The sequence below is a fragment of the Pseudomonas putida genome, assembly GCF_001636055.1.
Lineage (GTDB): Bacteria > Pseudomonadota > Gammaproteobacteria > Pseudomonadales > Pseudomonadaceae > Aquipseudomonas > Aquipseudomonas machongensis.
In genome coordinates this window covers 373,187-388,452 of sequence record NZ_CP011789.1, presented here as the reverse complement: position 1 = coordinate 388,452, position 15,266 = coordinate 373,187, and the positions used below count along the sequence as shown (strand labels likewise).

Annotated in this window: 16 protein-coding genes; 4 read left to right on the top strand and 12 right to left on the bottom strand. The window is 62.8% G+C overall.

The features are described from left to right. Window positions 1-4: 4 nt before the first annotated feature. Both AB688_RS01645 and AB688_RS01640 read left to right on the top strand, forming a co-directional pair. Window positions 5-778: a gamma-glutamyl-gamma-aminobutyrate hydrolase family protein gene (locus AB688_RS01645; RefSeq protein ID WP_054894869.1), complete on the top strand. Its 774-nt coding sequence runs from the start codon at window positions 5-7 to the stop codon at window positions 776-778. Window positions 779-892: 114 nt separating this feature from the next. Then, the gene (locus tag AB688_RS01640; RefSeq protein ID WP_054894868.1) at window positions 893-2,440 is read left to right on the top strand and encodes an APC family permease; all 1,548 of its coding nucleotides are present in this window, start codon (window positions 893-895) and stop codon (window positions 2,438-2,440) included. Between the two features lie 80 nt (window positions 2,441-2,520). On the opposite strand, the gene gmk is transcribed toward AB688_RS01640, so the two are convergent. Continuing rightward, window positions 2,521-3,141, bottom strand: a complete 621-nt coding sequence (gene gmk, locus AB688_RS01635; protein WP_063541808.1) for a guanylate kinase — start codon at window positions 3,139-3,141, stop codon at window positions 2,521-2,523. A 12-nt stretch (window positions 3,142-3,153) separates the two neighbouring features. Next, window positions 3,154-4,017 (bottom strand): YicC/YloC family endoribonuclease, encoded by an 864-nt coding sequence (locus AB688_RS01630; protein WP_054894866.1) that lies wholly within the window; start codon window positions 4,015-4,017, stop codon window positions 3,154-3,156. A gap of 226 nt (window positions 4,018-4,243) precedes the next feature. Here AB688_RS01630 and rph point away from each other — a divergent pair, with 226 nt between their 5' ends. Both rph and AB688_RS01620 read left to right on the top strand, forming a co-directional pair. Further along, window positions 4,244-4,966 (top strand): ribonuclease PH, encoded by a 723-nt coding sequence (rph, locus tag AB688_RS01625; RefSeq protein ID WP_063541806.1) that lies wholly within the window; start codon window positions 4,244-4,246, stop codon window positions 4,964-4,966. 26 nt (window positions 4,967-4,992) lie between these two features. After that, entirely contained in the window at window positions 4,993-5,361 is a 369-nt protein-coding gene (locus AB688_RS01620; protein WP_054894864.1) for a DUF4870 domain-containing protein, read from the top strand. Between the two features lie 10 nt (window positions 5,362-5,371). Here AB688_RS01620 and AB688_RS01615 read toward each other — a convergent pair whose 3' ends face one another. The 10 genes from AB688_RS01615 to AB688_RS01565 all read right to left on the bottom strand — a co-directional run bounded on the left by AB688_RS01615 (window position 5,372) and on the right by AB688_RS01565 (window position 15,263). Next, window positions 5,372-7,330 carry a DUF4105 domain-containing protein gene (locus AB688_RS01615; RefSeq protein ID WP_063541804.1) on the bottom strand — a complete coding sequence of 653 codons (1,959 nt, stop codon included), beginning with the start codon at window positions 7,328-7,330 and terminating at the stop codon, window positions 5,372-5,374. Further along, window positions 7,327-7,647 (bottom strand): DUF2388 domain-containing protein, encoded by a 321-nt coding sequence (locus tag AB688_RS01610; RefSeq protein WP_054894862.1) that lies wholly within the window; start codon window positions 7,645-7,647, stop codon window positions 7,327-7,329. Before AB688_RS01610 ends, AB688_RS01615 begins: the two co-directional genes overlap by 4 nt. Before the next feature lie 36 nt (window positions 7,648-7,683). Then, window positions 7,684-7,977, bottom strand: a complete 294-nt coding sequence (locus tag AB688_RS01605) for a DUF2388 domain-containing protein (RefSeq protein ID WP_054894861.1) — start codon at window positions 7,975-7,977, stop codon at window positions 7,684-7,686. Between the two features lie 85 nt (window positions 7,978-8,062). Next, a complete protein-coding gene (locus AB688_RS01600) occupies window positions 8,063-8,380 on the bottom strand; it encodes a DUF2388 domain-containing protein (RefSeq protein ID WP_063541802.1) in 318 nt (105 codons plus the stop codon). A 308-nt stretch (window positions 8,381-8,688) separates the two neighbouring features. Continuing rightward, window positions 8,689-8,901 (bottom strand): DUF1127 domain-containing protein, encoded by a 213-nt coding sequence (locus tag AB688_RS01595; protein WP_054894859.1) that lies wholly within the window; start codon window positions 8,899-8,901, stop codon window positions 8,689-8,691. A gap of 444 nt (window positions 8,902-9,345) precedes the next feature. Next, window positions 9,346-10,839, bottom strand: coding sequence for an acetyl-CoA hydrolase/transferase family protein (locus tag AB688_RS01590; protein ID WP_054894858.1), 1,494 nt, complete (start codon window positions 10,837-10,839; stop codon window positions 9,346-9,348). Between the two features lie 189 nt (window positions 10,840-11,028). After that, complete coding sequence (locus AB688_RS01585) at window positions 11,029-12,480, bottom strand: NAD(P)(+) transhydrogenase (Re/Si-specific) subunit beta (protein ID WP_054894857.1); 1,452 nt, start codon at window positions 12,478-12,480, stop codon at window positions 11,029-11,031. Window positions 12,481-12,482: 2 nt separating this feature from the next. Further along, entirely contained in the window at window positions 12,483-12,797 is a 315-nt protein-coding gene (locus tag AB688_RS01580) for an NAD(P) transhydrogenase subunit alpha (RefSeq protein WP_023378063.1), read from the bottom strand. Window positions 12,798-12,808: 11 nt separating this feature from the next. Continuing rightward, window positions 12,809-13,930 carry a Re/Si-specific NAD(P)(+) transhydrogenase subunit alpha gene (locus tag AB688_RS01575; RefSeq protein WP_054894856.1) on the bottom strand — a complete coding sequence of 374 codons (1,122 nt, stop codon included), beginning with the start codon at window positions 13,928-13,930 and terminating at the stop codon, window positions 12,809-12,811. A gap of 433 nt (window positions 13,931-14,363) precedes the next feature. Next, window positions 14,364-15,263 (bottom strand): LysR substrate-binding domain-containing protein, encoded by a 900-nt coding sequence (locus tag AB688_RS01565; RefSeq protein WP_063541798.1) that lies wholly within the window; start codon window positions 15,261-15,263, stop codon window positions 14,364-14,366. Between the last annotated feature and the right edge of the window lie 3 nt (window positions 15,264-15,266).

Genomic DNA, 15,266 nt, shown 5'->3' with positions numbered 1-15,266 from the left:
GCCCATGAGCGCAATCGCGGTTCCCTTGATTGGTGTCAGCGCCTGCCGCCAGCAGGTTGGGAAGAACTCGTCGCACACGGTGGGCGACAAGTATGTCGAGGCGGCAGGTTTTGCCGGGCTGCCTGTGATCCTGCCGGCGCGCGACACGGCCAGCGACCCGCAGGCGCTGCTGGCGCGTCTGAATGGCATTCTTTTTACCGGCTCGCCTTCAAATGTCGAGCCGCATCATTACAATGGCGCCCCCAGCGTGGACGGTACCCGGCACGACGTTGCGCGTGACCGCCTGACCCTGCCGTTGCTGCAGGCCGCCATAGCCGCCGGCGTGCCGGTGTTGTGCATCTGCCGTGGATTCCAGGAACTCAACGTGGCCTTGGGCGGCACTTTGCACCAGCGGGTGCAGGAACTGCCCGGCTACCTGGACCACCGCGAACCTGAGGACGCACCCCTGGAGGTGCAATACGGGCCTCGACACACGGTCGGCATTGCGCCGGGCGGGCTGTTCGAGCGCCTGGGCCTGGCGGAGCAGTTCGAGGTCAACTCGCTGCACAGCCAGGGCATCGACCGTCTGGCCCCGGGCCTGCGTGTCGAGGCACGGGCCCCGGATGGCCTGATTGAAGCGGTGTCGATGAGTGATGCGTCGGGCTTCGTGCTTGGCGTGCAATGGCACCCGGAGTGGCGTTTCGCCGAAAACCCGGTCTCCCTACGTCTGTTTCAGGCGTTTCGTGAGGCCTGCATTGCCCATGCTGCTCGGGAGGGCTCGCGCCAGAAGGCATTCTGACGTTACCCGAAGGTCTCGGATGACCCATCCCCTGCAGCAAGCTTTCAATGAGTGAAAGCGGGCCTTGTTCGCAAGGTCTGTGAAAACAATACCAATAGCAACGGCAAATAACTCATGAGCGAATACACAGAAGCCGGCCGCCCTCCCGATGTGGCGGCCGACGCGGGCAGCAACACCCAGCGCGCCAGCAAAGGCCTGGCCAAAGGTCGCCTGGGCCTGCTGGCCAGCGTGGTGCTGGGCATCTCCACCATTGCCCCGGTCTACACCCTGACCGGCGCCCTTGGCCCGACCGTGCGTGAGGTCGGCGCCCATCTTCCAGCGGTCTTCATTGTCGGCTTCCTGCCGATGCTGCTGGTTGCCCTCGGCTACCGTGAGCTGAACGCCGCGGAGCCCGACAGCGGCACCTCTTTCACCTGGTCGGCACGTGCCTTCGGTCCCATGATCGGCTGGATCGGTGGCTGGGGGCTGGTCGTCGCCACCACCATCGTGCTGTCGAACCTGGCCGGTGTGGCGGTCGATTTCTTCTACCTGTTCATCGGGCAGATCACCGGGCATCACGAGTATGCCGCGCTAGCGGACAACCTGTTGATCAACGTCACTACCTGTTGTGCGTTCATCGCCCTGGCGGTGTGGATCTGCTGTCGGGGCATGGGGACCACCATGACCGTGCAGTACGGCCTGGTTGCCCTGCAATTGCTGGTGTTGGTGGGCTTTGGTTTTGCTGCGTTCGGCGAGACCACCGCGCCACCGCCGCTGGAATTCGATTTCGCCTGGTTCAATCCCTTCGGGGTCGAATCGTTCTCGGCCTTCGCGGCCGGGCTGTCGCTGTCGATCTTCATCTTCTGGGGCTGGGACGTGTGCCTCACCGTCAGCGAAGAGTCCATCGGCAGCGACGAAGTGCCTGGCAAGGCTGCCACCTGGACGGTGCTGCTGATCCTTGGCCTGTACCTGTTCACCGCCATTGCCACCCTTCAGTTCGCCGGCATCAGCGACACTGGCCTGGGTCTGGGCAATCCGCGCATTCAGGAGAACGTCTTCGCCCACCTGGCAGGTCCGGTGATGGGGCCGCTGGCGATCCTGATGTCGATTGCGGTGCTGGCCAGCACTGCGGCGTCGCTGCAGTCGACCTTCGTGTCGCCGGCGCGCACCCTGCTCGCCATGGGCTACTACGGTGCGGTGCCGCAGCGCTTCGCCAGTGTCTGCCCGCGCTCGCAGACGCCGCGTTACGCGACCATTTGTGCGGGCGTGGCTGCGGCCTTGTTCTACGTGACCATGCGTACCCTGAGCGAGAACGTGCTGGCAGACACCATCACCGCGCTGGGGATGATGATCTGCTTCTACTATTCGCTGACCGCGTTCGCCTGTGTCTGGTACTTCCGCGACAGCCTGTTCGACAGCCTGCGCCACTTCTTCATGCGCGGCCTGTGCCCGCTGGTGGGTGGGGTGATCCTGTCGGTGATCTTCGTGCGTACCGCGATCGACAGCGCCTCGCCCGACTTTGGCAGCGGCTCGCATGTCGGTGGGCTGGGGCTGGTGTTCGTGATCGCGGCGATCATCTCGGTGCTGGGGATCGTGCTGATGATGCTGTCGCGGCTGCGTGCACCGGCGTACTTCCTCGGGGCGACCTTGCAGCAGCAGGCGAAGTTGCAGTTGCAGGAATAAGGCGCAAGGGGTGGCTGCTGCGCAGTCCAATCGCGGGGCAAGTCGTTGCGACTTGCCCCGCGCTGGTTTCAGCGCGTGGTTCAGCCGACCAACTGCTTCAACAGCTCACCATGGCGCTGCTGCTGCTTCTTGAGCAGCAACCGGTTCGAACGGAACACCGACTTCAGGTCTTCGAGCGCGTCTTCGAAGTCATCGTTGACGATGACGTAGTCGAATTCGTTGTAATGCACCATCTCGCTGACCGCTTCCTTCATGCGCCCGGCGATGATCTCTTCACTGTCCTGGCCGCGCCCGTCCAGACGCTGGCGCAGGGCTTCCTGGCTCGGTGGCAGGATGAAGATCGACAGGGCCTCGGGCATCAGTTTGCGCACTTGCTGCGCACCCTGCCAGTCGATTTCCAGGATCAGGTCGAAACCTTGGTCGAGGGTTTCCTGCAGCGCGCTGCGGGAGGTGCCGTAGAAGTTGCCGAACACCTCGGCGTGCTCGAGGAAGTCGCCTTGGGCAATCAATGCCTTGAACTCCTCGTGAACCACGAAGTGATAGTTCACTCCGTGGATCTCGCCTGGGCGCATGGCACGGGTGGTGTGGGAGACAGAGACGCGGATCTGCTGGTCTTGCTGGGTCAGAGCAGTGACCAGGCTGGTCTTGCCAGCGCCGGAAGGCGCCGAAACGATGTAGAGGGTGCCGCTGCTGTGCTTCATGGTGGGGTGGCCTTACTCGATGTTCTGTACTTGTTCACGCATCTGTTCGATCAGCACCTTCAGGTTGACCGCTGCTTGGGTGCTGCGCGGGTCGAAGGCCTTTGAGCCGAGCGTGTTCGCCTCGCGATTGAGTTCCTGCATCAGAAAGTCCAGGCGTCGCCCGGCGGCGCCGCCCGACTTGAGCACGCGGCGCACCTCGGTGACATGGGTGCTGAGACGGTCGAGCTCTTCGGCGACGTCGCTCTTTTGTGCCAGCAGCACCATCTCCTGCTCCAGGCGCTGCGGGTCGAGCTCGGCCTGCAGGTCGTTGAAACGGTCGACGATGCGCTGGCGCTGGGCGGCCAGCATTTGTGGCACCAGGGCGCGCAGGGTGGCGACTTCGGTGGTCATGGCGTCCAGGCGCTCGTTGATCAGTCGGGCCAGCTCCTGGCCCTCGCGCAGGCGGCCGGCCTTGAGCTCGGCGAGCGCCTCGTCGAACAGCGCCATCGCCTCGGTGTTCAGCGCCTGTGGGTCGGCGGCATCGGCTACCAGCACGCCGGGCCAGGCCAACACTTCGAGGGGATTGAGCGGGGCTGGCTGATTGATCAGCCCGGCCACGGTCTCGGCGGCGGCGACCAGTTGCGCGGCGCGCTCGCGATCGACCTGCAACGGCTTGCCGGTGCTGTCTTCGGACAGGCGCAAGGTGCATTCGACCTTGCCGCGCGACAGCCCCTGGCGCAGGCCTTCGCGTACCGCGCCCTCAAGATCGCGCAGGGCTTCGGGCAGGCGCAGGTGCGGTTCGAGATAGCGGTGGTTGACCGAGCGCAGCTCCCAGGCCAGGGTGCCCTGGCTGCCGGCGCGCTCGACGCGGGCAAAGGCGGTCATGCTGTGCACCATGGGGAGTACCTCGCGAATTCGGTTTGTACGGGGAAGCCTTTCGGCTGCAAGGCGCAGGATTGTAGCGCAGTGCGGCGATGGCGCCCAATCGGACCATGCTACAGGGCGTCGCAGGCATAGGTGGAAAAAGTCGACGGGTTGCGAGGCCGCGACAATAGGCATGTCCTCGCAGGACGCACGGCTCTATAATGGCCGCCTGATTCGAATTCCAGTACAGGTATCCCAGATGAAACGTCCAAGTGGTCGCGCTGCCGATCAGCTTCGCTCGATCCGCATCACCCGCAACTACACCAAGCACGCCGAGGGGTCGGTACTGGTCGAGTTCGGTGACACCAAGGTCATCTGCACGGTCAGCGTCGAGAATGGTGTACCACGCTTCCTCAAAGGCCAGGGGCAGGGCTGGTTGACGGCCGAGTACGGCATGCTGCCGCGCTCCACTGGCGAGCGTAACCAGCGTGAGGCCAGTCGTGGCAAGCAGGGCGGCCGCACCCTCGAGATCCAGCGCCTGATCGGCCGTTCGTTGCGCGCAGCCCTGGACATGAGCAAGCTGGGCGACATCACGCTGTACGTCGACTGCGATGTGATCCAGGCCGACGGCGGCACCCGTACCGCTTCGATCACCGGCGCAATGGTGGCCCTGTGCGACGCCCTGGCGGTGATCAAGAAGCGTGGCGGTCTCAAGGGCGGCAACCCGCTCAAGCACATGATCGCCGCGGTGTCGGTGGGCATGTACCAGGGCGAGGCAGTGCTGGACCTCGACTACCTCGAAGACTCGGCTGCCGAAACCGACCTCAACGTGGTCATGACCAGCGCCGGTGGCTTCATCGAAGTGCAGGGCACTGCCGAAGGCGCGCCGTTCCAGCCTGAAGACTTCAACGCCATGCTGGCGCTGGCGCAGAAGGGCATGACCGAGATCTTCGACCTGCAGAAGGCTGCATTGGCCGACTGAAGCTGCGCCAAGGAGGCGATGGACCCATGAGTGAGACGAATCTGCCGATCGAAACGCCGAGCGCCGAAGTTCGGCAATGGGCGATGTTCTGCCACTTCAGCGCCTTGCTCGGGCTGGTGATGCCGCTCGGGCATCTGCTCGGGCCACTGGTGATGTGGATCTGGAAGCGTGAGGTCGATCCGTTCGTCGATGCCCAGGGCAAGGAAGCGCTGAACTTCCAGATCAGCGTCACCATTGCCGGATTCATCTGCTTCCTGCTGATGTTCGTGGTGATCGGCATCGTACTGTTCGCCATCCTGGCGGTGGCAGTGCTGATTCTGATCATCCTGGCAGGGGTTCGGGCCAATGAAGGCAAGCCGTACCGCTACCCGCTGATCTGGCGGCCGATCAAGTAGCCCTGTGCGCTCACGGTAGCTGCAAACCGCCAGCTGCCTTGTGCAGGGCGCGCAGGTGTTCTCCTATCTGCTTCACGTTGGCCTCGATGGCCGCAATTTCCTTCGCGCGGGCTGGCTCCAGCAGCGCTCTGACTTCCTTGTCCAGGTCGGTACTCAGGCGTAGCAACTGCGCCTGCCGTTCACTGCTGACCTTTTCCAGATGCACCCGCTCCTGGGGTTGCGGCAAGCCGTAGCCATCCGCTTCGAGCAGCTCGGCCGGTCGGCTGAGGAATCCACTGTTGGCAAGCATCTGCTGCAGCGTGGCATTGGCCTTGTCGATGCTGCCGTCCTTGAGCGCGGTGGCATTGAGGTAGCGTTGCTTGACTTCGTCCTGGGCCAGCAGCAACTGGCGGCGCAGGCTGGCCTGCTCAAGCAGCAGCAAGGCCGCACTGGTGCGCAAGTCGGCCTGGGCGAACCAGGGGCGGCGTTGCTCGGCATCCTGGGCCAACCAGTCTTCCACGGCGCTCTGTTTGATCGGCAACTGCTTCTTCAACACTTCGAACATGGCCTGGTAGCGGTCGCGATAAGAGTCGAAGCGATAGCCCAGGCGCAGCGCTTCGCGCGGATCGTCGAGTACGCTGGTGTCGGCCAGACCCCTTCCCTTGAGGACTTCGAGCAAGCCGTTGGGCATGATCGCGTCGAGATCGCTGAAGCGCTGGTCGGCGGTGCCGCTGCGCATCAGCTTGAGGGTTTCCACCGCGCAATTGTTGGACAGGAAATAGTAATTGCCGTCGTAGCTCCAGTGCATTTCGGCAGCCTGGCGCACCAGGTCCTCGATCTGCTGGCGATCGAGCTTGAGCGGCACGGAGGCCAGGCTGCGCAGTTCGGTCTTGGTGTACTCGTCGATCACCTGGCCCAACGGCAGGACGAACAGGCGCGACGGATAGGCGCCGGTCAGGCCGTCCCAGCTGGACAACTGCACATCATTGACGAACGCGCGGTACGACAACACCAGATGACGGTCCAGGTCCAGGCGGCAGTCCGGCCCGCGTGGGCGGCCCGGTGCACAGATCACCAGGCGCAGCATGCTGTGTCCCCAGCGGCTGACCCAGTTCTGGTTGGCCTCGGCAAGCAGGTAGTCGACTTCGTAGACGCGCTCCGGGTCGATTTCGCCCAGCGGCTCGCGGGCGAAGTCACTGCCGGCGTTAAGGAACGGCAGGCCCTTGGCGCAGGTGTCCTGCTGGGGTGCCCAGCCGAAATGATCGTGCAGGTACTGGTTCAGGGCCGGGCGCCGGCAGCCATAGCTCGGGTCGAGGAGGAAGTACTCCATGTTGACCGCGACAAACTCCTTGGGGCTGCTCAGCTCATAGCTGTCCGGGGTGCGTACCAGTTGACCGTTGTGCTGTTCACGCTCGCCACGGCGGCCGACGTACTGCGGCCAGCCGGCAAGGTCAAGCAGACGCGGATCGTCACTCAGGGTGAAGCGGCGAGCAGTCTGGCCACGGCATTGCTGGGGCAGGCCGATCTGGCCGAGGGTGCCCTGCTGGCGGTTGCAGCGGGCGATCAGCGAGCGCTCGGCACTGGGCCACAGGCGCGCGCGATCATAAATGTGGGTGAGCTCGTGCAGCACGGTGGCCAGCAGTTCTTCCCGCACCGTCCCGTGGGGGCGATGGTTTTTTTCCGTGGCGGCACTGCCATCGGCTAGCGCTGGCAGCAGGCGGCTGTTGAGATCTAGGGTCGAGACTGGCGAGGCCTGGCCGTAGGCATCGGCAGGCATCTTGTCGGTCCAGCCGACCTGGATACGGCGATCCAGGCGCTGTTTGAAGGAGGGGGGCAGCTTCGACAGTGCCTCATCCAACAGCTGCTGGGAGGCCTGCTGCTGTCGAGCGTCCAGGCCGACAGTCTGCAGCTCGAGCTGCAGGTCGGCCAGGGCGGGCGTGCCGAGCAGCGTCAGGGCGCAGCCGAGCAGCCAGGCACGCACGCGCTTCACAGCGACAGAATGGCTTCGGCCAGTACCTGGTCGCTGGCGTCGCGCGCTTCAGGCACACGCTCGCGCAGGGTGTCGAATGCAGCTTCGAGCTGGGCGCCACGGATATCGCCATTGCTGGCGACGAAGCTGGCGGCGTCGTCGCGGGCCTCGCGCACGACCTTGGAGTCGCGGATCGAGGTGGTGGTGTCGGATGTGAAATCGATCGAGCGGCCAAAGGCGCGAACGATGATATTGCTGGTGGCCACCAGGGTTTGCGCCTGGGCCAGGTCGGCCAGCAGCAACATGCCGAGGGTAGCGGCGATCAGCGGTTTACGCATGGAGCATCTCCGAAAAATACTGGGAGTCAGGTGTGATCATTGGACGAGAATTGCTTCTGCCAGTTCAAGGTCGCCGACGGACTGACGCGAATAGATATGGCGCAGTTCCGTCAGTGCGGCTTGCAGCCGCGCGCCACGAATCCGGCCGTCACTGGCGACGAATGCGGCCGCATCATCATGGGCCATGCCGACGATCTTGCGGTCGAACGGCGCAGTGGTCACCTGGCTGGTGACATAGCCGGTCATGACCGGAAACTGGGTCGTGACATCCATGGCATGGGCGCTTCCCATACTGGCAATGGCGAGCAGCAAGGGCACAAGGTAACGCATGGGCTTGGACAACGCTCTGTCGGCAGGGTGAATGCTGTTCCCGCAGGCGACGGGGCGTCGTGGCCTGCGGGTACGATGGTTGGCGTCAGAGGGCCAGGATGGCCTGTGCCAGTTGCGTGTCGCTGGCTTGCAGTGCAGGCATCTGCTGGCGGATATGGATGAAGGCACTTTCCAGCTTCGCGCCGCGAATATCACCTTGACTGCCGACGAAGCTGGCAGCGTCGTCACGGGCAGCCTGGACGATCTTGTCGTCACGGAACGAAGAGGAGACGTCGGAAGTGGCGTCGGTGGACGCGGCCACTGCGCCAACCACGGCATCGGTGGTGACGACGAAGCTGGTGGCGTGGGCGGTGCCCGCCAAGCTCAGCAGCATGGCAGCGCCAAACAGGTATTTACGGGACATGGGGGACTCCTGCGGGGGGTAGTTCTGATTATTCGGACGCTCGCACTGTCACGGTACTTTAGATAATAGGCAGCGCGTTTGACCAAGCTAACAGGCCGTTGTCGCAAGCGTATCACGTGGCTCTGTTTCCAGATGTGAAGGACGAGATCAGATGGAACTGTTACGGTCCTTTTTTAATTATTGGAAATTGTACTGCTTCTGTGTCGAGCTGCTCAACTGCGCGGGTTTGAAACAAAAAAACCCGTCGCAGTTCCCTGCGACGGGTTTTGAGAATTCGCGGTGCCGGCGTGGTGCCGGCAAGCCGGAGCTTAGCGCCAGAAAGGCTTGCTCAGCTCTTGGTAGCGCTGGGACTCGCTGATACCGGCGTCGGCCAGCAGGCGGGCATCCAGGCGAGCCAATTGACGACGGCTGGCGATGCGACGCTGCCACAGCAGCAGGGTCGACAGGGCGCGCAGAGGAGCCGAGGCTTTAGATTCAACGTTGTTTTCGAAAACCAGACCGGAACTGAGGGTACGTTCCATGATGTGTCATCCTTCCGCTTGTGGCGGGATTAGGTAGTGATTTAACTGATGCCAATGATCCTCCTCTGTCGTCCATAACAGTAGATACAGTTCACCAGTATTGCGATGGGCCAGTTAACTGTTAAACGCTACTGTTGCACTCCGAATTGGCATAACTGTACTGGTCTGCACTGTTTTAGTGCATTTTCGCTGAGTTTTAAAATATCGGCGGGATTGAGGCGGGGATTTTAGCGGTACAGTAGTACAGTTTTATATATCTAACTGTCTAACTGTTTTATCAAAGCAGGCGTGATCGGGGGCTTGTTCCGCGAACACCGGCGTAGCCGGTGCCATGCATCGCAGTGTTTCATTCGCGGGCAAGCCCGCTCCCACAGAGGCCTGAGCTGCTTTTGTAGGAGCGGGCTCGTCCCGCGATGGGCTCAGAAGACCGATACAGCTGGCCGATCAGCCAGCCAGCATCCGCCCGCTTTCTTCCAGATTCTCGTGCCAGCTCAGCGCTTCGCGCAGGATATGCGGGGTGTGCCCGCCTCGCTGGCAGGCGCGGTCGAAGTAGTCGTTCAGTGCGGCGCGGTAGTCCGGATGCACGCAGTTGTCGATGATCGCCCGGGCGCGTTCGCGCGGTGCAAGGCCGCGCAGGTCGGCCAGGCCCTGTTCGGTGACCAGGATGTCCACATCATGCTCGGTGTGGTCGACATGGCTGACCATCGGCACCACGCTGGAAATCGCACCACCCTTGGCGATCGACTTGGTCACGAACACTGCGAGGTGGGCGTTGCGGGCGAAGTCGCCGGAGCCACCGATACCGTTCATCATCCGCGTGCCGCACACGTGGGTGGAGTTGACGTTGCCGTAGATGTCGAACTCCAGCGCGGTGTTGATCCCGATGATGCCCAGGCGACGCACTACTTCGGGGTGGTTGGAAATCTCCTGCGGGCGCAGCACCAGTTTGTCCTTGTAACGCTCGAGGTTGCCGAATACGTCGGCATTGCGGCGGGTCGACAGGGTGATCGAGCTGCCCGAGGCGAAGCGCAGCTTGCCGGCATCGATCAGGTCGAACGTCGAGTCCTGCAGCACTTCGGAGTACATGGTCAGGTCTTCGAACGGCGATTCGATCAGGCCGCACATCACGGCATTGGCGATGCTGCCGATGCCGGCCTGCAGCGGGCCAAGGCTGTTGCTCATGCGTCCGGCATCAACTTCCTGCTTGAGGAAGCCGATCAGGTGGTTGGCGATGGCCTGGGTCTCGTGATCCGGTGGCAGGACGGTGGATGGCGAGTCTGGCTGGTCGCTGATGACGATGCCGACGATCTTCGCTGGATCGATCGGGATCGCGGTGCTGCCGATGCGGTCATCGACCTTCACCAGTGGAATCGGCGTGCGGGTCGGGCGGTAGGTCGGGATATAGATGTCGTGCAGCCCTTCGAGGTTGGGGTTGTGCGACAGGTTGATCTCGACGATGACCTGCTTGGCGAAGATCGCGAAGCTGGCCGAGTTGCCCACCGAGGTGGTTGGCACGATGTGGCCCTGTTCGGTGATCGCAACCGCTTCGATGACTGCGATGTCCGGCAAGGTCAGCTGCTTGTTACGCAACTGCTCGACGGTTTCCGACAGGTGCTGGTCGATGAACATCACCTGCCCGTCATTGATGGCCTTGCGCAGGGTGCTGTCCACCTGGAAGGGCATGCGCCGGGCGAGTACACCGGCCTCGGTCAGTTGCTTGTCCAGGTCGTTGCCCAGGCTGGCGCCGGTCATCAGGCTGATCTTCAGTGGCGACTGCTTGGCACGTTCGGCCAGGGCGTGTGGCACTGCCTTGGCTTCGCCGGCGCGGGTGAAGCCGCTCATGCCGACGGTCATGCCATCCTCGATCAGGCCAGCGGCGTCGGCCGCACTCATTACCTTGCTGTGCAGGGAGGACAAGCGGATACGATCACGGTACATGGATTGTTATCTCGGGCTACTTGGGCTACTGCAGCGCAGTCTAGAGATTTAGCCCGATGCCGTCCCGCGACCATGGTCGTATGAGGAGCCTGGAAATAGAGCCGTTGATCTGGATCAGCAAAACGACAAGGCCCCAGGAAGAATCTTCCCGGGGCCTTCTAAAACAGTGTCGTCCAGCTCGGAAAAGGACTACTCCACGGCCTTGACCATGTCCTCGATGACTTTCTTGGCGTCACCGAACACCATCATGGTCTTGTCCAGATAGAACAGTTCATTGTCCAGGCCCGCATAACCGCTGGCCATGGAGCGCTTGTTGACGATGATGGTCTTGGCCTTGAAGGCTTCGAGGATCGGCATGCCGGCAATCGGCGACTTGGGATCGTTCTTCGCTGCGGGGTTGACCACATCGTTGGCGCCCAGCACCAGCACAACGTCGGCCTGGCCGAACTCGGCGTTGATGTCCTCCATTTCGAACACCTGATCGTACGGGACCTCTGCTTCGGCCAGCAGTACGTTCATGTGCCCGGGCATGCGCCCCGCCACCGGGTGAATCGCATACTTCACGGTTACACCGTTGTGGGTCAGCTTCTCGGTCAGCTCTTTCAGGGCGTGCTGGGCGCGGGCCACCGCGAGGCCGTAGCCGGGAACGATGATCACGCTGTCGGCATTGCTCAGCAGGAAGGTTGCATCGTCGGCCGAACCGGATTTCACCGGGCGTTGTTCTTTCGTGCCGGCCGCCGCGCCGCTATCGGTGTCGCCACCGAAGCCGCCGAGGATGACGTTGAAGAACGAGCGGTTCATCGCCTTGCACATGATGTACGAGAGGATTGCACCGCTGGAGCCGACCAGGGAGCCGGCGATGATCAGCATCGAGTTGTTCAGCGAGAAGCCAATGCCTGCCGCGGCCCAGCCCGAGTAGCTGTTGAGCATCGACACCACCACCGGCATGTCGGCGCCGCCGATCGGGATGATGATCAGCACACCCATGACGAAGGCGAGGACCAGCATCAGGGTGAAGGCGCTGTAGTGTCCGGTGAAGGTGAACAGCAAGCCCAGGGCGAGGGTGGTGATGCCAAGGATCAGGTTCAGCTTGTGCTGGCCGGCGAACTGTACGGGTGCGCCCTGGAACAGGCGAAACTTGTACTTGCCCGACAGCTTGCCGAAGGCGATCACGGAGCCGGAGAAGGTGATCGCGCCAATGGCTGCGCCGAGGAACAGCTCCAGGCGATTGCCGGTGGGGATCGGGTCGCTGATGCTGGCAACGATGCCCAGTGATTGGGGCTCGAGCACCGCGGCGATGGCGATGAACACCGCTGCCAGGCCGATCATGCTGTGCATGAAAGCGACCAGCTCTGGCATCTTGGTCATCTCGACGCGCTTGGCCATGATCGACCCGGCGCTGCCGCCGATCAGCAGGCCGACGAGGACATAGCCGATACCCGCGGTGGCGCCGCCGCTACCGACCGAGAGTGCAGCGAGCTTATAGATGAGGCCGATGGTGGTGAGCATGGCGATGCCCATGCCGATCATGCCGAACAGGTTGCCGCGCCGGGAGGTGGTCGGGTGCGACAGGCCTTTGAGAGCCTGGATGAAGCAGACCGAGGCGACCAGGTAGAGAAGGGTGACCAGATTCATGCTCATGCTTACTTCTGCCCCTCGTTCTTGGTTTTCTTCTTGAACATTTCCAGCATGCGGCGGGTGACCAGGAAGCCCCCGAACACATTGACCGCGGCCAGGGCCACGGCAAGGGTGCCCATCAGCTTGCCGGCCGGGGTGACCGTCAGCGCTGCGGCGAGCATCGCGCCGACGATGACGATCGCGGAAATCGCGTTGGTCACCGCCATCAGCGGGGTGTGCAGCGCCGGGGTAACGTTCCAGACCACGTGGTAGCCAACGTAGATGGCCAGCACAAAGATGATCAGGTTGTAGATTCCGTGGGAAATCAGCATGTCTTCCATTGTCGTGCTCCTCAGCCGTTCTTGCGCACGACCTGGCCGTCGCGGCACATCAGGCACGCGGCGACGATGTCGTCTTCCAGGTTGATCACCAGCGCGCCGTCCTTGTCGAACAGCAGCTTCATGAAGTCCAGCAGGTTGCGTGCGTACAGCGCAGAGGCGTCGGCAGCCAGCTGGGCGGGCAGGTTGGTCGGGCCGACGATGGTCACGCCGTGTGCCAGCACTACCTGATCGGCCACCGTGAGCGGGCAGTTGCCGCCTTGGGCCGCCGCGAGGTCGATGACGACCGAGCCGGGTTTCATCTGCGCCACGGTCTCGGCGCTGAGCAGCGTCGGTGCCTTGCGGCCGGGGATCAGTGCGGTGGTGATGACGATGTCGGCCTGCTTCGCGCGTTCGTGCACCGCCTGGGCCTGGCGTTGCATCCAGCTGGCCGGCATCGGGCGGGCGTAACCGCCTACGCCTTCGGCGCACTCGCGTTCTTCGTCGGTCTCATAGGGGACGTCGATGAACTTGGCGCCAAGGGATTCGATCTGTTCTTTCACTGCGGGCCGTACGTCCGACGCCTCGATCACTGCCCCGAGGCGCTTGGCCGTGGCGATGGCCTGCAGGCCGGCGACACCGGCACCGAGAATCAGCACGCGAGCGGCTTTCACGGTGCCCGCAGCGGTCATCAGCATGGGCATGAAGCGCGGATAGTGATGCGCCGCAAGCAGCACGGCCTTGTAGCCGGCGATGTTGGCCTGCGATGACAACACGTCCAGGCTTTGCGCGCGCGAGGTGCGCGGAGCGGCTTCAAGGGCGAAGGCGGTGATGCCGTGTTCGGCCATCCTGGCGATGAGCTCGCTGTTGAAGGGGTTGAGCATGCCCACCAGGATACTGCCGGGATTGATCCGGGCCAGTTCCTGGTCGCTGGGCGCCACCACCTTGAGCACCAACTGCGCGCCCAAGGCATCGCCAGCGTCACCCAAGGAAGCACCTGCGGCCTCATAGGCGCTGTCCGGGATGCTGGCTTTGAGCCCGGCGCCCCGTTCGACAGTGACCTGATGGCCCTGGCCGACCAGTTTCTTGATGGTTTCCGGGGTCGCGGCAACCCTCGCCTCACCCGTCTGCGTCTCTAGAGGAACACCAATGTGCACGACTTTGTCTCCTGCGGTGACCTTGTCATTGTTGATTCCAGCGCACTTCGGGTGGTGCTGCTGGAGCGGTCGTTGAGCAATGCATACCGCCGGTTCCGGGGCGGGCGAGGCATTTTGCAGACGAACCGCAGGTGCTTCAACCGGTTCTGGAGCGAAACGAAGTTAAAACTACAAGTCACCCTGTGACCACTTGTCGCAACCGTCCGCATCCAGGCCGTCAAGAACGCGCTATTGGGAGCTTAGGAGAAAAAATCGAAAATTTTTGGCGGTTTTCGTCCGTAGTTTGCTGGATGTCGTAAAAACAGCGGCAAACCCTCGCGGTTACTAGGGTTGATACGGTTTTTTTCGCTAATGGAACAGTTTATGGATTTGCGACAAATCCATATATCTGTAGGTGTTTAAAATAATTGACTACGAAGTCAGCTTTTGGGTTTCATGCGCTTGCGGCGTAGTCGCGCGCCTGAATCACCAGCCAGTCGCGGAAGGCGCGCAGCGAAGCTGACTCCACCTTGCGCTCGGGAATCATCAGATAGTAGGCCTTGTCGCTCGACAGGGCATGCTTGTTTGCGACCACCAGTCGGCCCTCCGCCAGCTCGCGCTGGATGAGGAACGGCGGGATCAAGGCTATGCCCATTTCGTGCATTGCCGCCTGGCCCAGCATGGAAAACAGCTCGTAGCGCGGGCCGTTCATGTCGCGTTCCACGCTCATGCCCAGGCTGTCGAACCACTGCCGCCAGGCGTAGGGGCGGGTGGTCTGCTGCAGCAATGGCAGCTCGGCGATGAATCTGGCGTCTAGTGCGTCTCGTCCGTCGAGCCATTGCGGGCTGCACACCGGCACCGGATTTTCACCCATCAGGCGATGTGACTGGGTGCCAGACCAGTCGGCGTCGCCGAAGTAGATGGCGGCATCGAAGGTGGTGTCGGCGAACAGGAAAGGCCGCGTGCGGTTGGTGAGGTTGACCGTTACCTCCGGGTGGCGTTGCTGGAAGTCCTTCAGACGGGGGAGCAGCCACTGGGTGCCGAAGGTCGGCACTACGGCCAGTTCGATGACGTTGGCGCCCTGCTGGCGCATCACCGACAGGGTATCCCGTTCCACCGCGTCCAATTGCGCCGAGACCTGGCGGCTGTACGACAGGCCAGCCTCGGTCAGCTTCACCCCCCGGCGCGAGCGTCGGAAAAGCTCCACATTGAGAAAGCCCTCCAGGCCACCGATTTGCCGACAGACGGCACCTTGGGTCAGCGCCAGTTCCTGGGCGGCCTTGGTAAAGCTCTCGTGGCGGGCGGCCGCCTCGAAGCAGACCAGGGCGGTGGTGCTGGGGATCTTGCGCCGCATGTA